At 70.6% G+C, this 20,362-nt stretch carries 18 protein-coding genes and 2 pseudogenes; 11 read left to right on the top strand and 9 right to left on the bottom strand.

The genetic code is table 11. The annotated features are described in order from the left end of the window. On the top strand, positions 1 to 843 hold an 843-nt coding region (locus AB0P35_RS35290; protein ID WP_363519154.1), incomplete at its 5' end, for an integrase core domain-containing protein. A 220-nt stretch (positions 844 to 1,063) separates the two neighbouring features. On the opposite strand, the gene AB0P35_RS35285 is transcribed toward AB0P35_RS35290, so the two are convergent. Beyond that, the gene (locus AB0P35_RS35285) at positions 1,064 to 1,372 is read right to left on the bottom strand and encodes a transposase (protein WP_363519159.1); all 309 of its coding nucleotides are present in this window, start codon (positions 1,370 to 1,372) and stop codon (positions 1,064 to 1,066) included. Positions 1,373 to 2,224: 852 nt separating this feature from the next. On the opposite strand from AB0P35_RS35285, the gene AB0P35_RS35280 reads away from it, so the two are divergent. Further along, positions 2,225 to 2,512, top strand: a complete 288-nt coding sequence (locus tag AB0P35_RS35280) for a hypothetical protein (RefSeq protein WP_363519151.1) — start codon at positions 2,225 to 2,227, stop codon at positions 2,510 to 2,512. A 1,000-nt stretch (positions 2,513 to 3,512) separates the two neighbouring features. Here AB0P35_RS35280 and AB0P35_RS35275 read toward each other — a convergent pair. Beyond that, positions 3,513 to 3,623 (bottom strand): annotated as a pseudogene (locus tag AB0P35_RS35275) (DUF5996 family protein); the annotation flags it as partial. 163 nt (positions 3,624 to 3,786) lie between these two features. Between AB0P35_RS35275 and AB0P35_RS35270 the strand changes: the two are divergent. After that, positions 3,787 to 4,188, top strand: a pseudogene (locus tag AB0P35_RS35270) (hypothetical protein); the annotation flags it as partial. A gap of 89 nt (positions 4,189 to 4,277) precedes the next feature. On the opposite strand, the gene AB0P35_RS35265 reads toward AB0P35_RS35270, so the two are convergent. Continuing rightward, positions 4,278 to 6,383: a SpoIIE family protein phosphatase gene (locus AB0P35_RS35265; protein WP_363519148.1), complete on the bottom strand. Its 2,106-nt coding sequence runs from the start codon at positions 6,381 to 6,383 to the stop codon at positions 4,278 to 4,280. Positions 6,384 to 6,834: 451 nt separating this feature from the next. Between AB0P35_RS35265 and AB0P35_RS35260 the strand changes: the two genes are divergently transcribed. From AB0P35_RS35260 to AB0P35_RS35230, 7 genes are all read left to right on the top strand, one after another. Further along, positions 6,835 to 6,957, top strand: a complete 123-nt coding sequence (locus tag AB0P35_RS35260) for a ribosomal protein bL36 (RefSeq protein WP_363519145.1) — start codon at positions 6,835 to 6,837, stop codon at positions 6,955 to 6,957. A gap of 567 nt (positions 6,958 to 7,524) precedes the next feature. Continuing rightward, positions 7,525 to 8,202, top strand: a complete 678-nt coding sequence (locus AB0P35_RS35255; protein WP_363519142.1) for a transglycosylase family protein — start codon at positions 7,525 to 7,527, stop codon at positions 8,200 to 8,202. Positions 8,203 to 8,298: 96 nt separating this feature from the next. Beyond that, positions 8,299 to 8,469 carry a hypothetical protein gene (locus AB0P35_RS35250; protein WP_363519139.1) on the top strand — a complete coding sequence of 57 codons (171 nt, stop codon included), beginning with the start codon at positions 8,299 to 8,301 and terminating at the stop codon, positions 8,467 to 8,469. A gap of 225 nt (positions 8,470 to 8,694) precedes the next feature. Next, the gene (locus tag AB0P35_RS35245; RefSeq protein ID WP_363519136.1) at positions 8,695 to 9,981 is read left to right on the top strand and encodes a hypothetical protein; all 1,287 of its coding nucleotides are present in this window, start codon (positions 8,695 to 8,697) and stop codon (positions 9,979 to 9,981) included. Positions 9,982 to 9,996: 15 nt separating this feature from the next. Next, on the top strand, positions 9,997 to 10,755 hold the full coding sequence (locus AB0P35_RS35240; protein ID WP_363519133.1) for a hypothetical protein: 759 nt from the start codon (positions 9,997 to 9,999) through the stop codon (positions 10,753 to 10,755). Positions 10,756 to 11,133: 378 nt separating this feature from the next. Then, positions 11,134 to 11,973, top strand: coding sequence for an IS5 family transposase (locus AB0P35_RS35235; protein WP_363519130.1), 840 nt, complete (start codon positions 11,134 to 11,136; stop codon positions 11,971 to 11,973). Between the two features lie 97 nt (positions 11,974 to 12,070). After that, the gene (locus AB0P35_RS35230; protein WP_363519127.1) at positions 12,071 to 12,835 is read left to right on the top strand and encodes a maleylpyruvate isomerase family mycothiol-dependent enzyme; all 765 of its coding nucleotides are present in this window, start codon (positions 12,071 to 12,073) and stop codon (positions 12,833 to 12,835) included. A 9-nt stretch (positions 12,836 to 12,844) separates the two neighbouring features. Here the strand turns inward: AB0P35_RS35230 and AB0P35_RS35225 are convergent. Further along, a protein-coding gene (locus AB0P35_RS35225; protein ID WP_363519156.1) for an IS5 family transposase occupies positions 12,845 to 13,629 on the bottom strand; the annotation gives its coding sequence in 2 pieces (ribosomal slippage) (positions 12,845 to 13,294 and positions 13,297 to 13,629; 783 coding nt in all). 784 nt (positions 13,630 to 14,413) lie between these two features. Further along, positions 14,414 to 15,628, bottom strand: coding sequence for a transposase (locus AB0P35_RS35220; protein WP_363519124.1), 1,215 nt, complete (start codon positions 15,626 to 15,628; stop codon positions 14,414 to 14,416). A 51-nt stretch (positions 15,629 to 15,679) separates the two neighbouring features. Between AB0P35_RS35220 and tnpA the strand changes: the two genes are divergently transcribed. Further along, positions 15,680 to 16,108, top strand: coding sequence for an IS200/IS605 family transposase (tnpA, locus tag AB0P35_RS35215; protein ID WP_363519121.1), 429 nt, complete (start codon positions 15,680 to 15,682; stop codon positions 16,106 to 16,108). Between the two features lie 262 nt (positions 16,109 to 16,370). On the opposite strand, the gene AB0P35_RS35210 is transcribed toward tnpA, so the two are convergent. The 4 genes from AB0P35_RS35210 to AB0P35_RS35195 form a co-directional block, all read right to left on the bottom strand. After that, positions 16,371 to 16,784 carry a hypothetical protein gene (locus AB0P35_RS35210; RefSeq protein ID WP_363519119.1) on the bottom strand — a complete coding sequence of 138 codons (414 nt, stop codon included), beginning with the start codon at positions 16,782 to 16,784 and terminating at the stop codon, positions 16,371 to 16,373. A gap of 394 nt (positions 16,785 to 17,178) precedes the next feature. Next, positions 17,179 to 17,514 carry a hypothetical protein gene (locus AB0P35_RS35205; RefSeq protein ID WP_363519116.1) on the bottom strand — a complete coding sequence of 112 codons (336 nt, stop codon included), beginning with the start codon at positions 17,512 to 17,514 and terminating at the stop codon, positions 17,179 to 17,181. Between the two features lie 157 nt (positions 17,515 to 17,671). After that, positions 17,672 to 19,138 carry an FAD-binding oxidoreductase gene (locus tag AB0P35_RS35200; RefSeq protein WP_363519113.1) on the bottom strand — a complete coding sequence of 489 codons (1,467 nt, stop codon included), beginning with the start codon at positions 19,136 to 19,138 and terminating at the stop codon, positions 17,672 to 17,674. Positions 19,139 to 19,686: 548 nt separating this feature from the next. Continuing rightward, positions 19,687 to 20,355, bottom strand: coding sequence for a DUF4232 domain-containing protein (locus AB0P35_RS35195; protein ID WP_363519110.1), 669 nt, complete (start codon positions 20,353 to 20,355; stop codon positions 19,687 to 19,689). Positions 20,356 to 20,362: the final 7 nt, after the last annotated feature.

Raw genomic sequence — 20,362 nt, 5'->3', positions numbered from 1 at the left:
GGGCCGCGGGGGCCGTGGCCGCGCCCGGCCCGCGAGCGGGTCCGGGAGGCCGCCCGCCGGCACGCGCTCGCGCACCCGGCCTGGGGGCACCGGAAGGTCTGGGCGATGTGCCGCCACGACGGCCACCGCGTCTCGCAGGCCACCGTGCTGCGGCTGCTGCGCGACGAGGGCCTGCTGCTGGAGGCGAACTACCAACGCGAGCGACGACAGCTCGCAGCCCGCCGCAAGGCCGCCTTCGCCACCGAACCCACCGGCCCGAACCAGGTCTGGCAGCTGGACTTCTCCGAGTTCGAGACCACCGGCGGCGGCACCTGGCGGCTGGCCGGCTGCCGGGACTACTGGTCGAAGTACGAGCTCGGCTGGCACGTGGCACCGACCGCCAACCAGCACGACGCGATCGCCGCCATCGAGCTCGCCCTCGCGCAGGCCGAACGCCTGACCGGCTCCCGGCTGGTCGACCTGGCCCCGCGCGACGCGGACGGCACGGTCCAGCCGCTGGTCACGATCGTCACTGACAACGGCGGGCCGTTCCGGTCGTTCCGGTTCGAGGCGTTCATCGCCACCCGCCCGGAGCTGCGGCATGTGCGCACCAGGGTCCGCACCCCGGGCCAGAACGGCTCACGCGAGCGCGGCTTCGGCTCGCTGAAGTACGAGAAGCTGTTCCTGGAGGAGATCCCTGACGCCCTGGACCTGGTCCGCCACGCCGAGGACTACCGGCTCGAGTACAACACCGTGCGGCCCCACGAGGCACTCGCCTGGAACCGGCCCCACGACGTGCACACCGGCCTCGCGGACCCGCTCGTCCCCAACTTTCCCAAACCCGAAAACCTGCCAGTTACTTGACGCGGGACACTCGAAGACGTCGGCGACCCGCTCCATGTCGCAGTCGAAGAGATACAGGCAATGAGAAGGATCGGATTCGTCGGTTTCGTCAAGGTGAAACGGGGCGAGGGGCGATTTGTCGGTCACAGGGCGATCGTATGGGTCGGCTCGGACAGTTGAGGGCCGTTGGCCGAGGGCATGCCCGCGAGCGAAACCATGCGCGCCGTCACGGCCTGCGGCCTCATGGTGCGTGGAGGATGCGTTTACGCGGGAGGTCAAAGTTGGCGCGGCCGAACATCTGGCGTTTGATCATCTTGATGTCGTTGTTGTGGCCCTCGACTGCGCCGGAGCTGTAGCGCAGGCTGAGCCCGGCAACGACGGCGTCCAGGTCCTGCAGAAGGCCAGCGGCGAACGTCGCCACGGCGGGGATCTGATCGGCTTGGACCGTGGCGATCCATTCCTTGAGTTTCCGGCCGCGGCGGTTGTTCATCAGCTCGGCGAACGCCCGGACGTGTTCGACGGTGCGGGCGAGGGCCGGGCAGCGGGCCAGGATCTCTTTGAGGCGCAGGGCGTGGTCATCGCCGAGCCGGGCGCGCCCGCACGGCCGGCCAGCATCAACGCCACTCGCTGAAGGGCCGACTGCAGACCCTGGCTCCGCCGCCCGTGGCGGAAGGTCAGCCCCGTCCCCTGCTCAACGAACGTCGCCCGGGGACAGGCCGGCTGAAGACACCGAAAGCGCCGGACTTGGGGCCGCCGCAGCAGGAAGTACCCCGGGCTCCCCGATCGACGGCCAGCAGGGCGCAGGTCGAGGCGGCCCGTAGCCGATCCTCGTCGCCCCTCGGGCGTGGACGGCGCGAACAGGTGGCAGCCGCAAGCCAAGGTCAGGCGAGGCGCGGTTCGGGTTCCAGGAGCTGGGGACCGTTGTTGCGGAGGTGGTTCACTGCGACGCTGACGGCGGTGGCGGTGCGTTCGCCGCCGGCCGGGGTCCGGGCGGCGGGCCGGGTACACTCCGTGGACAGCCTCCGGCCGGTCCGGATGCCGCCGACGTGTCCGTTCGTGTCGCGGACCTGCGTAGCATCTTCGCCCTGGCTGATGCTGGCGGTGTAGCCCCCCCCCCCCCCCGCCAGAACGTGCCCCGGCTCGGCGAGACCTACGTAGTGGGACCATCCCCGTGTATGCGGGGAGCAGATCGCGGGCTCGTCCCCGGTGCGTCCGGCGCCATATCGACCAGTGGAAGGTCTGGGCGAGTGAGCGAGGTTGGTCGAGGATCAGTGCGCTCATCAGGCGGCGGATCTCGGAGCGACGGCGCTCACCGTGACCCCGTGTGACCGCAGTTGCAGGGAGAGTCCCCGAGCGGAAGCCTTGAACTGCGAGACCGTTCACGATTGCGGGGTGATCAACCATGGCCACGTTCACGGCCAGACACCAGGAGGAAGACCACCAGATCGAGCTCTGGGAGGTCGAGTTCACCAAGGAGGACTGGGACGAGTTCCACAAGGCGCCACGTGAGTTCCTCAGGCGCATCACCGAGGCCGAGGGGCAGGAGGTCAACCGTCTCCTCGTCGATGCGTCCCTGATGGAGGTCGCCCCCGACGGCAGCATCTGCCACGGGCACATCACCAGGTTCCGCATCAGAACCGGTCCGGGGAAGTGGACCATCGGTTACAGCTGTTCCGGACTCTGGGAGTAGCTCCGGACGTCCGTCCAGCGCGAGGGAGAACGGAACTCAGTCGGTCGCCCACGTGCAACACGGGGTGGTTCACGTAGATACGGACTCCGGCGAGCTGTGGATGCCCCCACAGCCGCAGGACAATGCCCGCAGCGGACGATCCGACAAGTCCCTCCGGGAGAAGGCCCACACCGCCGCACCGGCCGCGGCCAGGAGCGCTCTGACCTTCCCCGTCCCAGGCGCAAGTGTCATCGCCGCCGGGCTGATGCACACGGCAGACCCCACGGGTGAACCCCGATTCCCACCCAGGCCAGACGATCGGCCTCGGACGACACCCCGCCACAGCAGCGAGTCACCGCCGACCCCAGAACACGCCGAGCACGGCCGGCCCAGCCAGCACAGCCACAGCACAGGACCGGCCCCACGTGGCCGCCGTCCCGGGCGAGAAGACGTGCGGAAATCCCAGCGCGGGCAGCGCACGAAGTAGCCAGCACAGCGATCACCGCCGGTGCCGCGGGCAGACGACATGGAAACGGCGGCTGGCCGTGAACGGGACGGTGAACAGCGTCCGCTCCACCTTGCCTCACAGCACGCGGTAGAACTCCTCGGCAGCCTCGCAGTCCGCGCCGAACAGCAGCCGCCGGGCCCGGGGGCGCGGGCGCACGAACCGAGGTGGCAGAGCCGGAACAGCGAATCCTCCCGGAGATCGCGGTCGGGCACCGCAGTGGCACCCGTACTACGTGCGCGTCGCCGTTATGAGCCAGGTCGCGGACGGGTAGAGCACGCCGCCGTCCGTCCGATGGGCCGTGAGGGTCGCCGGGAGCTCGCCCCGCGCACGATCACAGCCGACGGCATTCAGTCCGTCGAGCGTTCAGCCCAGCAGGCCGGCGACGAACCGGAACGCGTGATCCGCGTCGGACCCGACGTGCATCGGGTCGGTCAATCCTCGGACGGTGACCCCGGTGAACCCGGAGTCCTCCGGCAGGGCCCGGCCGCGGCCGGGCTCGGCCAGCGAGAACGGCCGCCGCACACTCGCCGCAAGGCGGATCTTGCCCACCACCTGCGCGAAGCGGTGCAGCGTCTCCTTCGTGTCCCGCCACTCGGCGAGCGGCATCGGTGGGAACAGCTCCATCGCGCACCCCTCCTGCCCGTCGGCCGCAGTTCCATGATGCACGGTGGTCCGGGCACGCAGACGGTGGCCGGATCCAGCGGCGGTCAGAACGAGCTACTCACAGAGGTCGGTGGCCGCCTCGCAGGCTTCGGCGGCCAGGTCGACGTCCCGGACGTCACAGGCGATGCGTGTGAGATGGCTGCGGAAGGCTTGGCACTCGTTGTCGTCGAGCGCCCCGAGGAGCCGGTCCTCGGCCTCCCGCAGCCGCTTCCGCAGGTTCTGGACGGTATACGCCCTGGGCCTTGGCGGCGGCTTCGGATGGGCTTACAGCCGCCCAACCGGCTCGACGGCCTACAGCTTCTCCGCCGGAGGTCCGCTCGTCTCCCCGAACGCGGAAGGCATGCTCGTGATCCCGGCCGCCCCGCACTCCGCCTTCAACCGGGCGCTCTTCCTCTCGGCCGGCGAGAAGCTCGCCCTCGAAGTCCTGCCCGCCAGCGGAGAGCTCGGGGTCGAAGCGGACGGCCGGCTCGTGGGGGCCGCCCGGCCCGGCGACGTCATCGGCGTCGTCATGCGGCCCGCCACCGCACGGATGATCCGGCTCGGCGGAGGCCGAGCAGCGGGCTACGGCGGCGAACTGATGAGGTATCCGGCCGCTCGGATCGGCGTTCGCATCCCTCACGCCGTGTGTCCGACCGGACCCGGCGCCGAGTCGACCTCGGCGATGAGCACGGCCACGTCGTCATCGTCGTCGTCCGCCCGTCGCAGTGCGGTCAGCAGACGGTCGCAGGTTGCTTCCAGCGACAGCCTGGGCCCGCGGAGCAGGCTCATGAGGGCATCAAGGCGCGTGTCGATGGCCTGGTCACGGGTCTCCACCAGGCCGTCGGTGTACAGGAGCAGCCGGTCACCGGGCGCCAGCTCCACGCAGGCGGCCTCGAACGGGACGCCTCCGACGCCCAGCGGCGCACCCGGGGGCAGCTCCAGCAGTACCGGGGCCTGACCGTGGCGGTCCAGCACGGGGGGTGGATGGCCGGCCAGCGCGATGCGGCACCGCCTGTCGTGCGGGTCGTAGGCGGCGTAGACGCAGGTGGCGGTGGTCTCGCCGAGTTCGACGGTGACGCGGTCGAGGTGGTGCAGCACCTGAGCGGGGTCGAGGTCGAGATCGGCCAGGGTGCGGGTGGCGGTGCGCAGCTGGCCCATCCTGGCGGCTGCGTTGATGTCATGGCCCATGACGTCGCCGACGACCAGGGCGGTCTTGTCGCCGGCGAGCGTGATGGCGTCGAACCAGTCACCGCCGGCCAGCGCGGCGCGTCCCGCAGGCTGGTACCGGGAGGCGACCTGGAGACCGACGGGCCGCATGGGCACGTGCGGCAGCAGGTGGCGCTGCAGGGTCAGTGCCGTGTTGCGTTGGCTCTGGTACCAGCGGGCGTTGTCGATGCACACGGCGGCGCGGGCGGCAAGTTCCTCGGCCAGCACGATGTCGTCCTCGCCGAACGGCAGCGGATCACGCACGCGCTTGAGGTCCAGGGCGCCGAGCACCTCGCCGCGGGCGATCAGCGGCACCGCCAGGTAGGAGCGCAGGCCTGCTCGGGCCAGCACGGCTGCGGCCTCGCCGTCTCGGGCAATGCCAGGCAGGTCCTCGCCCGTCACGTGGGCCACGTGCACTGGACGGCCGGTGGTCACGCACCGGGTGACCAGGCGGTCGGCGTCGTACTTGGCGATCTCCCCGACCGGGTCGGCGGCGCGCAAGGCGTCGGAGGGGTAGGCCGCCGCCACGGCCAGAGCTCGCAGGGTCACCGGCCGCGCGACCGGCCCGTGCGTGGGCGGGCGTCCGCTCAGGACCGAGTCGAGAACGTCGACCGCGGCGACGTCGGCGAGGTCGGGGATGACGAAGTCGGCCAGCTCCTGGGCGGTCCGGCCAAGGTCGAGGGTGGTGCCGATCCGTATGGACGCCTGGGCGACCAGCGCCAGTCTCTGTCGGGCGCGGGCGGCCTCGGCGGCCGCGCGGTGCTGCTCGGTGACGTCCACCACCGTGACGGCCAGGCCCATCACCCGCCCGGCCGAGTCCTCCAGCCGGAAGTACGACGCTCGCCAGGCGTGGTCGCTGTCCGGATCGGCACGCGTGCGGCCGACCGTCAACTGATCCACCAGCGGCTTCCCGTTTGCCAGTACCTGGCGCATCGCGGACTCGATGACCCCGGTGTCGAGGAACGGCAGCGCGTCACGGACATCGCGACCGAGGTGCTGCTCGGCCGGCAGGCCGTTGATGCGCTCCAGTGTCGGGTTGACCAGGACGTACCTCAAGTCGGTGTCCAGCACCGCCACCCCGATCGGGGACTGGGCGACCAGCCGCGCCGACAGGGCCAGATCGCGCTCGACGCCACGTAGCGTGGCCTCGTCGGTGGCGATCCCCAAGGCATAGAGGCGGCCGCGCTCGTCCTGCAACCGCATGTTGCGGAACTCCACCAGCCGGGTGCTGCCGTCCTTGTGCCGCACCGGGAACACCCCCGCCCAGCGCCCGCCGCCGCCCATCACCTCGGCGAACAGCTCGAGGATCAGACCCCGGTTCTCTTCGGCGACCAGCAGCTCGGCCGCGTACCGGCCAAGCGCCTCCTCGGCCCTCCAGCCGAAGAGATCCTGAGCCTGCGGGCTCCACAGGGCGACCCGCCCATCCGCGTCCAACACCGCAGCGGCCACACCCAGCAGGTCCAGCAGGCCACCGGGCTCGGACGCGGCAGCCCGCACCCTGCCGACCGGGGGCTGGCCCGCATCGGAGGCGCTCATGCCCGGCCTTCCTTCCGCCCGCCACCGATAGGCGGCCTCGTCCGATCCAGCCCCGTCGCTCGACCTCGCCTTCCGTCTCGGTGCCCTCCATCGTCTCTCCGCGCAGGCCCGCTGGACAGCTCAGGCGGACTCGCCTGCCGGCAGGTGCACGATTTCCCTCATCAATGACGGGCGTGACCTCGGCTTCTCCCGCAGCTGCGGACACCGCCCGCTACGTTCTGTCCCCGTCGGCGACCGAACGACGGCAGCCAGCCGGAGCGCTGCGCACGGCCCCGCGGGCGTAGGGAGCTCACCGTGCGACCCTGCGGCGCCTCGCGTGCGCAGGGGGCGACGCCAACGAGCCAAGCCGCCGCCCGCGAGCTCCATCTGCAGCGGGAAGAACCACCGACGGGGCCGCGTTGAGGCGCTCGCGACGCCAGAGACGGCGGAGTGCAGGCGAAAGGACGAGTAGATGAAGGTGCGCAACTCGCTTCGAACGCTGAAAGCCAAGCCCGGGGCTCAGGTCGTCCGCCGATGCGGAAAGACGTACGTCCTGAACAGGCGGGACCCGCGGTTCGAGGCCCGCCAGGGCTGATCGACCGAGTGGTCGGGCCGCGGGCAAGCCCCCAGGCCCTGTGGCCCTCTGGCCCTCGGTCGGCAACAGCCCAGCATCCGCCCTGCGGCACGGCTTCGCCCTGATTGCTGGCTTCGCCGTCGCTGCCGGCGTTGGCCGCAACGCGGGCCGGCCCCGTCCTGGGGTGGTGCCCGCCCCCTTGCTGCCCCTGGCACTTGCGCTGACGCTGCTGGTGGGTGCTGCGGCGTTCGCCACGAGGCTGCTCGGCACGTACTTCGGCCCGGTGCGCATCCCCTTGGTCACACTCTTGCTCCTCACGGTCGCCAACTCGACCCGAGGGTGGTGAGGCCGAGGTGGGTGAGGGTGCGGGCGGTGGTTGGGGCCGATGTTGGGCAGGGCGGTCGGGGGCAGCGGTGCGAGGGAGGCTGCCTGCACGTGTGCAGTGGACGGGTGGCGCCGCGCAGCCGGGCGGGTGACCTTCCCGGTGTGTCGACCGGGCAGCGGCTGCGGCGTGTGCGATCGCTGGAAGGGCGGTGCCCCGGGGCGCCGGCCGCCCGATCGCCGACCTCTCGGTGAGTGTGTTCCGCCATGTCCGTCGCCCACCGGATCCTGCAGTTACTCCTCGCCCTCGCCTGCGCCGCCGGCCTGTGGACCGCCACCACCGCCCCCGCAAGCGCGACCCGGCCCCGAACCACGGCTGCCGCGGGCACGGTCGCAGGGCAGGGCATCGACTGGGAGAAGATCGCGGCCTGCGAGAGCGGCCGCCGCTGGCACCTCAACACCGGCAACGGCTACTACGGCGGCCTCCAGTTCGACCGATCCACCTGGCGCGCCAACGGCGGCACGGCATACGCGTCCCGCCCGGACCTCGCCACCCGCGACCAGCAAATCGCGGTCGCCGAACACCTCGCCGCCCGCCGCGGCCTCGCGCCTTGGCCCGCCTGCGGAGCCCGCGCCGGCCACACCTCCCCCGGCCACCACACCGTCCCCGCACCGCGACCGGCGCACCGGCCCGCCGCCGAGCAGCCAACCGCCCCGCCGCCGGCCGTCGACCAGAGCGCGGCGGTCGTCGAGCCGGACCCGGCCACCGACCCCGGCCCCGCGGATGACGGCACCGTCGTGGTCCAGGACGGCGACACCCTCGACGGCATCGCCCAAACCGCGCAGGTCCCCGGCGGGTGGCCCGCCCTCTACCAGGCCAACCACGGCACCATCGGCGACAACCCCGACCTCATCCTCACCGGACAGACCCTGCAACTGCCCTGACGCCCCGCCGGCTCACCCGTAGCGCACCGCCGTCAGCTCCCGTTCTCGGCCGCAGCCGGTCGGCTCGACGAACTCACCGTCGCCGCCATCCGGCAGATGCTGCGCGAACGCCGCCACCGCTGGCCGCACCGCCCCAATCCGCACGTGGTCGTCAGCCAGATCACCGCAACCGACCCCGGTGGCCCGCCCGCGAGCACGGCCTTCTTCCACGGCCTCTATGCCGCCGGGCCCACCCGGCGCACCACAGTGCCGACCCCGTCCACCTGACGCACATGTCCGGGATCTCACCGGCCACCGCCATCACCTACACCCGCGCCGCCCGCCCCGAACGCTTCACCATCGACCCTGCCCAGCCGTAAGGGCCACACAGTGGCCGCAAGCGCCAGATCTTGACCGACACCCGCGGCCTGCTGCCGGAGGTCTTCGTGCCCGGCGGACCCTGATGAGCGGGGCGGAATGCGGCGGGGCAGCGAGCCGCATCAGATGCCTGTCATGGATCTCGAAGAGGCGGTAGCCTGCAAGGCTGAGAATTCTGAATCGTCGGGGGGCGTTCGCATGGACAGGTACGAACTTGTTCAAGAGACGGGCGAGGCACCGGGCAGAGTCGAACTGCCGCATGCCCGTGTGGCTGTCGGGCCACCGCCTGCGGAGCCGAGTGACGTCGACTTCTGCGGCGACGCGCTGCTGCTGCTGACCGGGCCCTTCTATCCCGGGCCCGTGTCGCTCGCGGACCCTCCCGTCTTCGCTGTTCCGGCAGGCGGCGCGCTCGATCCGGAGGGCCGCCTCACGGTCGTGCAACGGTCCCTGGACCAATACCTGCGTGGCTCGCTCACCTTCGGCAATCCCCCCGTCGATCTGCTCACGCACCTCGCCGGCTCCGACGCGTTCCACGCGCGGCTGACGACAATCGTGCAGGAGGCGACGCTGTTACCGGTGGAGGTGAACGTCACCGGCATCCTGTTCCCGGACGGCTACGGCTCGGTGGCCGTGCACATGCGAATCGCCGACGGGTGGTCAGAGGTACAGCGAGAGCGGCTCCTCGACGCCTTCGGGCCGAAGGGCCGCGACGATGTCACCACGCACATCAGGGACGAGTTGCTGCCGGCCCTCACCGCGATCTCCGACCGATGCCGGCAGGGGCCGCCGTGTCCCACGGTCCTGCCGTATTTCAACCTCACCTACGCGGGTAGCACCACCCACCCGGCTCCAGGCCGGGCGACGCTCTCCGATCCTTTACGGCACCTGGTCTACCCCCGCTCCGCCAAGCCGATCCCCTCCGAATCGACGTGGCCGGAAGAGTTCTTCTACCCCGGGTACGCCTTCTTCCTACTGGCCTCCCGGAGCCCTCACGGCACGCTCGGCCAGCTCGAGCATCTGCTGGGTCAACTGAACGTGCACTACGCCCGGCTGGAACGCTCCGCCAACGCCGCGGAACGGATCATCCGCGAGTCGGCCCTGGACGAAGATCCCGAACTGCTCATCGGTCTGGAACGACGGCTGCGTGCCGACTACCAGGCGCTGGTGCGGCCCACGTTCAGCTACGACTTCCACGTTCTCAAGTTGCGTGACAGCGTGCTGAAGGCCTGGGAGACCGAAAAGGTGCGCGAGCGTACTGACACCCTGCTCGAGATGGCACGGCACGCGGTGGAACGCAAGTTGGAGCACGAGCAGGTGCGCCGTGTGACGCGAGTCAACCTGGCCGTGACGATCGTGGCTATCCTGAGTTTCGTCCAGTGCGTCGACTCGGCGCTCAACCTGTGGTCGAGGTTCTTCGGGTAAAGGGGGATCATGCCGGTGGACGTTCAGATCTGTGTCGCGGACGGACTGATCTACGACGGTCTCGACTACGCCGACCGGATCGAGCAGCGACTGACCCGGGCCGGCCTGAGCTGTGGCCGCCTGAACCTGACGACCGAGGCGGCCGATCCGTCCGCGCGGGTGCCACGACCGACCCTGGCCTATGTCTTCACCGGAGGACAAACCTCGGTGCACTCGGAAGCCGCGTGGATGCGCGCGACCATCACGCTGGTGCGCGAGCTCATCGCGAACACGGACGAGCGAGACGGGGGCGCCGAGCCCACGAGCCCGGGCCCCGCAGTGATCGGCGTGTGCCTTGGCTCGCAGCTGATCGCCGAGGCGCTGCGCCCGAATTCGATCATCGACACCTCGGGCATAGAGGTCGGCCTGACCCCGGTAAGCCGAGCCGGCAACAGCCGCCGCAGCGGGGGCGGCGACCGCGGCATCGGCGTCGTGCCGTCGTTCCACTACCAGGCGATCAGTCCGCAGATCGAAGAGGTCGACGGGGTGCGCATCGAGTACCGCAACGAGCACACCTCCGTCCAAGCACTGAGCTTCGGCAAGCGGGTCTTCGGCTGCCAGTTCCATCCCGAGTTGACTCCGGACGACGTACACCGCCTGATCGAATTCAACAAGGACGTCATCACCGACTGGAACGGGGACATCGCGGCCGCGCACCGGTCGGTCGAGCAGTACCAGGACGAACTGCACGACGACCTCTTCGAGCGCTTGGTGATCGACCGGATCACGCACTGAGGCTCACGGAGTACGCCGTCTCTCGACAGGACGGAAGGCCCGACGTCGGACACGGCCACCTGTGTTGCCGATGCCCCGTCGCCAGCCGCTCGGCTGTCAACCCCACACAGTCGCTCACTGAGGCCAAGGACGCCGCCGACTTCTAACTGGGCGTTTCATCCATGAAAGCGGCTGTCGATCCCGATTTTAGGGCTGCTTGGCCGGCTCCTCTGCGGGTGCTCCAGAGGTTGGCGCGACGGGAGTGCTGCCAGCATACGAATGTCCGTCGGAACTGCGTACTACGTCCTGTCTCATCCCAAGAAGCCGGGCTGGAGCACGATTGTCCCCTGGATTCCGTGACCTCTGGTCCGAGGCGAGATTCCGCAGTATGCCGTCGTCATGACGGATCGTCGACCGTATCCGAGTGACCTGTCCGATGCCCGCTGGGCCCTGGTCGAACCCACCCTGACCGCCTGGCGCCAAGCCCGCACCGAACGTGCCCTCGCGTTCGGCCGGCCACCCGAGCACGAACTGCGCGACCTTCTGGACGCCATCCTCTATGTCGACCGCACCGGGATCCCATGGCGCTACCTCCCGCACGACTACCCGCCCTGGGAAACCGTCTACGCCTACTTCGCCCGCTGGCAGAAGGAGGGGGTGTTCGAGCAGCTCAACGGCCTGTTACGCCGCCTCGTCCGCACCCGCGAGGGGCGCAATCCCGAGCCGACCGCCTGCATCATCGACTCGCAGAGCGTGAAGACCTCCACCAACGTCCCTGCCGCCACCCAGGGCGTCGATGTCGGGAAGAGGATCGTCGGCAGGAAGCGGAACATCGTGACCGACACGCTCGGGCTCCTGCTGGTGGTGCTGGTCACCGCCGCGAGTGTCCAGGACGGCACCGCCGGCCGGCAGCTGCTGACCCAGGTTGCCACCGGCCATCCCACCGTCCGCAAGGCCTGGGCCGACATGGGCTACAAGACCGCCGTAATCGAGCACGGCGCCACGCTCGGCATCGACGTCGAGATCGTCCGCCGCAACCCCACGACCAGAGGCTTCGTCGTCCAGCCTCGCCGCTGGGTCGTCGAGCGCAGCTTCGGATGGCTCATGAACCACCGCCGCTTGGCGCGCGACTACGAAGCCCTGCCGGCCCGCTCCGAAGCCATGGTCCACGTCGCGATGATCGGCCTCATGACCCGCCGCCTCACCGGCGAGAGCACCCCGACCTGGCGCGGAACATGACCTCAAAACTCAGGGACGAAACGCCCAGTAAGAGGCCATCTCATTTGGGAGCCTAAATCGAGTGCGAGAGTTCCGGCCCGGGTGATAGAAGGTCTGCGTGACTGAGCATCTCTACTTCCCCACCCTGCTGCGGATGATTGACGAGCGGTCCGCCGCGTTCCGCGCCGCCGTCGCCGAGGCCCCCAGCCTCGACGCCGACGTCCCGTCCTGCCCGGGCTGGACGCTGTACGACCTGGCGAACCACCTCAGTGAGGGGGACCGCTTCTGGGCGTACATCGTGCTGAACACCGCGCCGGGCGACGAGCGGCCGAGCAAGGACGGGCTGGCGGCGCCCAGGGAGCGCGAGGCCCTCACAACCTGGCTGGCCGACTCGACGGAGCAGCTGCTTACTGCTCTGCGCGAGGCTGGCCCGGACCGGGGCTGCTGGGCCTGGTGGGAGCCGCTGGCCTCGCCGCACACGGTGGCCGCCGTGGCCCGCCGCCGCGTCCCGGAGTCGCTGATCCACACCTACGATGCCCAGCTGGCCTCCGGTACCCAGCAGGAGCTGCCGACGACCGAGGCGGTCGACGCCATCGAGGAGTTCCTCGCCACCGTCTGCACCGTCACGGTCCCGTGGCCGGGCGAGCCCGCCACCATGGACTACCACGCAGCCGAGGCTGGCTCCTGGCGCCAGACAGTGGACGCCGCCGGTTCCCGCTTCACCCGCCTCACCGCGGCGGAGGCCGCCGAGAGCAAGCCCACCGCCGCCATCTACGGCACGGCGAGCGAGATGGCCCTGCTCATGTACATGCGCATCCCAGCCGGCTCGCTGCGGATGGAGGGCGATGCCGGCCTGCTCCAGCAGCTGCAGAACTGGGGCTAAGAGGACATCTCATTCAGAGAGTCTGCGGGTGCAGATGATGGCTGCTGCGATGCTGGCGAAGGCGGCGAAGTGGTCGGCCTTGCGTTCGTAGCGGCGGTGGAGCCGGCGGAAGCCGCCGAGCCAGGCGACAGTGCGCTCGATCACCCAGCGGTGCCGGCCGAGGCGGTTGGAGGTCTCGATCCCGCGGCGGGCGATCCGCCGACGGCGCAGGAAGGCGCGGACGAAGCGGTGGTCATAGGCTTTGTCGCCGTGCAGCTTGCCGGGTCTGCGCCGTCTCGGGCCGCGTCGCGAGCGGATCGGCGGGATCGCGTCGACGAGCGGGATCAGGGCCTGGCTGTCGTGGACATTCGCCCCAGAGATCGCGAGCGACAGGGGTAAACCGGTGCGTTCGGTGAGCAAGTGGATCTTCGACCCGCACTTGCCCCGATCCACAGGATTCGGACCCGTCAGCTCCCCCTTTTCAGGGCCCGCATGTTCACCGAATCGACCGCGCACCTCGACCAGTCCAGCTCGCCATGCGCGCCGAGTTCGTCCAGGACGACCCGGTGGAGCTTGGCCCACACCCGGGCCCTGCTCCACTCGGTGAAGCGCCGATGGGCGGTAGGCCCGGACGGGCCGAAACAGGGCGGCAGCTGAGCCCACGTGCACCCCGACGTCGCCACGAACACGATCGCCGCCAACACCTCCCGGTCCCCGTACCGACGCCGACCGCCGCCCTGCGGGCGCGTCGGCGCATCCGGCACCACCAACTGGAACAACTCCCACAACTCGTCCGGGACGAGACGCTCCACGATCGTCACACGTGCAGCCTACTTAGGTCCCCAAATGAGATGTCCTCTAAATCGACTATCTCGACGCCTTTCGATCCCCTGGGCCCTCGTGGCAGACGGCCGGGCCCTCAAGGTCAGCAGCCGGCTCAGCAAGCACCTCACGGACCGCGGCGTGGCCCCGGCCTACGGGCGGCCGGCCGACGCCGACGACCTCTCGCAGTCTGGAAGAGCTACTGGACGAAAGCCGGGGTCTTCACCCTCGCTGACGGCTTCGGTGACACGACCGAACCGAGGGCCGGCGAGATCGAGGCCTTCCTGCGACGGGTAAACGGCCCTCTGCTGGACATGGTGAAGAAGGAGCTCGGAGGAAGCAAGCCCCGAATCGGCGCCACGTTCACCGCACGCCATCCCGCGATTCCCGCGCAAGTCTCGGAGCCGTACGTCCAGATCCGCAAACACCTTGCCTCCCGAACCCGCTGACCAACCATCCCCGACGAGCCCACGGCACGCGACGGGCGGCAAGGCAGCGCCCGGCAGCCCGGAGCTCTCCGGCACAAGAGGTGTCACCGGATCGAGGGACCCCGCGGGTAGGGGCCCGCCCCTGGCGGCCGGACCTGGACCTCGCTCGCGGGCGCCCTGCGGCGACCGGATGTGGCGGCTGGAGTCGGCGGGCAGGCGGGCCGACTGGGCAGCGGTACCGGCGCAGACCACCTTCCACGGGTGCGCACGGAGTGGCCCGGCCTGAAGGACCCGGGCTGGTGGACCGAGACGCGTGACTCCTCCCCGGCGTGAACGCCGGGGCTTCTCGCTAAGCCGGGTTGGCGTCGCGACGGACCAGCCCGGCCCGTAGAACGTTGATGGCTCCCACTGTGTCGGCGTGCGCCTGGTGGCCGCAGCCGACGCAGTGGAAGGTTGCCTGATCGGGCCGGTTCTCCTTGGCGACGTGCCGGCATTCGGGGCAGGTCCGGGAGGTGTTGCGGGGGTCCACTGCGATCACTTCCCGTCCGGCGCTCTCAGCCTTGGCGTGCAGGATCGTCAGGAACACCCCCCATCCGGCGTCCGAGATCGAGTGGTTGAGTCCGGCCTTGGCCGCTGCGCCGTTGGGCAGGAAGCTGCCCGGGTGGTCGGGGTTCGGCTTGGGCTCGGGGGCCTTGACCATGTTGCGGATTTTGAGGTCTTCGTGCGCGATGACGTCGTGCTCACGGACCAGGATCAACGCGGTCTTGTGCGCGTGATCGAGTCGCTGGCGGCGCACCCTGCGGTGCAGGGCGGCGACGCGCTGAACGGCTCGCTGGTGGTTGCGGGTGCGCTTGTCCCGGCGCACGGGGGGAAACCTGGACAGGGCCTGCTGTGCGGCTTCGAGCTTCGCGGCGGCGGCGCGGGCGTGGCGGGGGTTGGGCACGAAGGCGCCGTCGGAGTCGGCGAGGAAGTTGGCTATGCCCATGTCGATGCCGACCACGGCCCCGGTGGGCTCCAGCGGTTCGGGCTCGGGCTGCTCGGCGGTCAAGATGACGTACCAGCGCTTGCCCTCGCGCTTGACGGACACGGTCTTGACCTTGCCGACCACGGGCCGGTGCTGGTTGACCTTGACGTGCCCGACGCCCTGGAAGCGGACGCGGGTGACGGGGTCGTACGGGGTGGAGTCCCAGCGGCAGCCGTCGCCGTCCTTCGGGAAATCCACCGTGTCGAACCAGTTGACCCCACGAAAGCGCGGATAGCCGGGCGTCTGGCCGGATTTGACCCGGCGGAAGAACGCCGCGAACGCCTTGTCCAGACGCCGAAGCGTGGCCTGCTGCGAAGAGAACGACCAGCGGCCCTGACGCTCCGGGTCGAAGGCCCGGATCTCTTTGAGCTGCGCGGACTGCCGGCCGTACGTGATCGAGGTCTTGGAGAGGTGCCGGTAGGCGTCACGGCGTTCCTGCAACGCTCCGTTGTAGAGCGAGCAGTGATCGCGCAGCATCTCGCCGAGCGCCTGCGTCTGACCCACGGTGGGCCGCATGAGGAACTTGTACGCACGGATCAACGCGGCCCACCCCCTTCGGCCTGGTTTCGGAGATCATACTACACTTGGTCCATGTCACCTCGCTGGGAACCAGACCCCGATATTCGCCGTGGAAACCACGTCATCTACAACCTGCACGTCCATTTGGTGTTCGTCACCAAGTACCGGCGAGACATCTTCGACGACGCCATGCTCACCAGGTGCGAGACGATCATGCGGGACGTGTGCAAGAGCTTCGGCGCCCAGCTGCGCGAGTTCAACGGCGAAGGTGATCACGTACACCTCCTGGTGCACTACGCGCCGAAGGTGTCGATCTCCAAGCTGGTCAACAGCCTCAAGGGAGTCAGCTCCCGGTACCTGCGTGCCGAGTACACCGGACGGATCAACCGGATCGGCATGGGTTCCGTCTTCTGGGCACCCTCCTACTTCGCCGGCTCCTGCGGTGGCGCACCGCTGAGCATCGTCAGGGAGTACATCGAGAACCAGAAGCGGCCTGTCTGACCCTCACGGCAGAGGCGCAGAGAGCTACGGCGCTCCGCGCCTCCGGGCCAAGGATCGCATTCCCGCCCGGCCTAGAGGCCGGGATTCCCTGCGAAGATCAAGGGATGGGAACGTCCCGGCTGCTGGAACGGGCGACGGAGAATGACCCGAGAGCCGGGGCCGGGCCATCCACGCCGGCCCGGAGGGGAGCGAACATCGGCACCACATCCGAACCGGACAGGGCGCCCGCCCCGGCGGGTGCCCTGTCCGGTGGCCGAGCGGGTCAGCCGCAGGAGTGCCAGCCGGTGGTGTAGTCGACGACGGGATTGCCGTTCGGGTCCTCCATGTAGATGTGCTCCCTGATGCACTCGTTCACCGCGTGAACCCAGACGGGGCCGGCGTAGCTGGCGAACATCCCGCCGTTGTTGGAGCCGCCGCCGTCGTAGTTGTAATCCGTTATGTACAGGATCGTGTAGGTCTTGGTGCCCGCGTAGGCGGACTTCACGAAGACCGAGCAGTTCGCGTACCCGTCCCAGTAGGTGCGCAGTTCACCGCCGGTGCCACCGCTGATCGTCGGGATGGTCTTCGTGTAGACCAGGTTCGCCGCGACGCCGTCCCGGGTGCAGCCGTACGCACCGGCGTGAGCGGCCGGCGCGGTGACGAGAGTGGTGAGGCCGACGGTGGCAGCGACAGCCATCGCACCGAGGGTGTTGCGTATACGCATATGAATGTTGCCTTTCATCGAACTGACGGGCGGTCGAGGAATCTAGCAGGTAGGCGTTGCTCTACCTGCGCGGATTCCCTCGTGTGCGGCATGCCTGACGTCTTGTCGGCTACCTCGGCAATCTCCTGGTGTGTCCGGCCGGCTGAGCCCGGCCGCCCCGGAGGTGCGGGTCAACGTGCGGGTGACGGGGGCAGGTCGGAAGTCCCACCAGCGAGTGGTAACTGGTGGGCTGTCCCACGGGCGGTCGCGGGCACGATGCGGTGCAGCGGGATGCTGTTCGGCGCGAGTTCCGGGTGTGCCCTGTCAGGCGCACTGCGTGGCCTTGAGCACTGAGCGGCTGACCGCGTTGGCCCGCCACCCGTGGCCGTCAGGTCAGCGGCTCCGTGGACCCGCGGGCGGCCCTTCTCGCGCGGAGGAGGCTCCGCAAGCGGCGGCGGAAGGTGACGAACCAACCGACCCCGAACACACCGGCCACCACGGGGAGTCCGAGGAGGACGGGACGCCGGGCGGCCCAAGACCAGCCTGGTTCGAGGAAGACGTCCAGGGCCAGCGCCAGGCAGACGGTCACGAACAGAGGTCCGTAGCCGAAGATCTGCCACCTCTCCCAGCGCGACCCCTCGCTCCTGTCCCGGGTGGTGAGGCCGATCAGCATGTCCGCCGCGAACAGGGTGAACAGGAGGGCGGCGAGCACGTAGAAGACCATGACCGCAGTATCTCCGGCCTGAGGGCCCCTGTCGGGCACTCCCCGAAAGCCGTCGGCGGCGGGGCGCCGGTCAGGCCGCGGGTGGACCGCTGCCGGCCCGTGGGGCCTCCTCCTCCGTAGTGCCCGCCCACGTCGGCCGGCCCCGGCCGTGGGCGCGTCAGCCGCCGAGCGGCACGGCCTGCGGGAACCGGAACAGCCCGGTGGGGTCGTAGCTGCGCTTGACGCTCCGCAGGCGGGCCGCGTTCGCCCCGTAGTACGCCTGCTCCCAGCCGTCCAGCCGGGGGTCGACGTAGTTCTGGTAGGCCTGCCCGCTCGCGTGGGGACGCATCGCCGTCCACACGCCGTCCAGCCAGCTCCAGGACCGATCCGCGTCGGTGCCCCCGGTCACCCCCGCCGGGAAGTTGGCGGTGTACTGCGCCGTGAAGAGACCGTCGCGGTGGACGAAGGCGGTGTCGCCCGCACCCACCCGGTTGATCGCACCGCCCAGGGCGTCGAACGCCACCCCGGCGCTGCCGCCCTGCGGGCCGGTGCGCGGGTATCGCTCGATGGCGGCGATCAGGGCACGGGCGCCGGCGTCGTCGAGGGGCCGGGTGAAGATGTCGGACTTGGCGCCGTACGACTCGCGGGACACCCGCCCGGCGGGGTTCTGGCCGGGCAGGCTGCCCGGCAGGTGCGAGGCGGCCTGCGAGTACCCGGAGACACCGCCCATCGCCTGCATGGTCGCCAGGTAGGACGCCCCGTGCAGCGTCGGCGCGGTCGGGGCGATGGCCAACCGGTCGATCAGGTCGGCCAGTTCGCCCTTCGGGCCGAGATAGGTGACGGTGCTGCCCAGCTGGGTCCGCCCGTCCGCCCACACCAGCAGGTGCAGGTCCGCCCAGAGCGCGTCCGGCGCCGCCGGCGCCCAGGCCTGCCAGGCCCCGATGACGGCCGCCGCCTTGGACCACGGCCAGCTCAGGAACGCGTACGAGCAGTCGGCGGCCGGATGCGTCCGGAAGGAGAACGACGTGACGACCCCGAAGTTGCCGCCGCCCCCGCCGCGCAGCGCCCAGAAGAGATCCGGCTCCGACGAGGCGTCGACCGTCCGGATCCGGCCGTCGGCCGTCACCACCTCCGCCCCGGTGAGGCTGTCGCAGGTCAGCCCGTAGGCCCGGCCGGTGACGCCGATCCCGCCGCCGAGCGTGAGGCCCGCGACCCCGACCGTCGGGCAGCTCCCGGCGGGCACCGTGACCCCGGCGGCGGCCAGGGCGGTGTACACGTCGATGAGCCGCGCCCCGGCACCGACCCGTGCCCCGGCCGCGTCCCCCGACACCCCGGCCAGCCGGCTGACGTCGATCACCAGCCCGCTCCCGGAGGACCAGCCGGCGTAGCTGTGCCCGCCGCTGCGCGCGGCCACCGGCAGCCCGTACCGGCGCGCGAAGGCCAGACAGGCGGCCACGTCCTCGGCGTGCCCCGGGTAGGCGACGCCCTGCGGCCGGAGCGCGTCGTACTGCGGCTGGAACAGCCGGCCGGCCGCGGCGTACCGCGCATCCCCGGGGCGGATCACCTGCCCGTCCAGATCCTGGGCCAGCCCCGCCCAGTCGGCGGCCTTCGGCGAGCCGGGGGACGCGGACGGCGACACGCTCACGGAGGCCGAGGGCGCAGCCCCGGTCGAGCCCGTCGCCCGCGGCGAGCTCTGCGGCCCCGCTCCGCCGCCCGAACACCCGGCGAGGCCCGCAGCACCCGCGGCCCCCAGCACGCCGGCCGCAAGGACGGCCCTGCGGGAGACGGTCCGATCGTCCATGCCCTGGCTCGCTCTCTCTCGACCCGCTCGGTCGCCCCGCGACACCCGCCCGCCCCGCCGGTACGACGCGGATGGTCGGTCCAGCCGAGGAGCGTACCTCGCAGATGCCCGCCGGGAGACGGTGGCCGCGGTCGGCGAGGTACGCCCGCACGGGGCCGGGTCTGCAGAGCAGCGGTGAGGAGGTAGCCGGCCGGCGCAGCGGTAAAGAGCACCAGAGCGGACTGGCCCTCCCGCTCGGTGCCCGGGCGAGCCGCCACGACCCGTCTCCCCCATCGACGTCCTCCGCCCGCGGCACCGCGATGCGCCACATCCACCGGTCAGCACGATGGCCCGAAGGAAGCGGCACAGCGACATAGCTGCCGACGGACCGGGCCCGGGCGGAGCGCCCGTCGTCACTCGCCCTGGCCGGCGCTTCCCATCGGGCCGATCCTCACCGGGGATCCGCTGCCGTCCGTGACGGGCAGCGAGCCGGCGCCCGGCCAGGGCAGGGTGACCGAATGGGTCTCGTCCGGCGGGGTCACCACCAGGCCGGTGATCCGGACGCCGGAGCCGCCCGAGGTGTTGGCCGGGTAACTGATGCCGAAGTACGTCGACTTGCCGTTCTTCACGACGCCCGTGACGACCGGCTCGCCGGAGCGCTTCGCGGACAGCGTGCCTGCGGAGGTCTTCAGGTCGACGCCCGCGTACCCGGAGAGCGTGCAGTCCTTGCCGCTGTGGTTCTTCAGCTCGACCACGACGGTGTTGTCGGCGTCGCCGGTGATGGTGCGGTCCGCGGCGGTGACGGTCAGGTCTGTGGTCCGGCACTTGGCGGTCTTCCCGGCCCCGGTGGAGCCGGCCGGTGCGGCGGTGGGCGGCGTGCTGCCCTTCCCCGGACCGCCCGAAGCCGGACCGCCCGAAGCCGGGCCGCCGGAGGCCGGGCCGCCGCTGGGAAAGGCGCCGGTGGACGCGGTCGGGGCGGCGGTCGGGGCGCCCTGCGTGCCCGTCTCGTCGTCCTGGCAGGCGGTGAGCGAGAGGGCGGCGGTGACGGCCAGGGCGGCGAAGGCGAGCTTGCGGACGCGCATGGTGTTT

This window comes from Kitasatospora sp. NPDC085879 (assembly GCF_040686255.1).
In the GTDB taxonomy this organism is placed as follows: Bacteria; Actinomycetota; Actinomycetes; order Streptomycetales; family Streptomycetaceae; genus Kitasatospora.
This window is presented reverse-complemented; position numbering and strand designations above follow the sequence as displayed.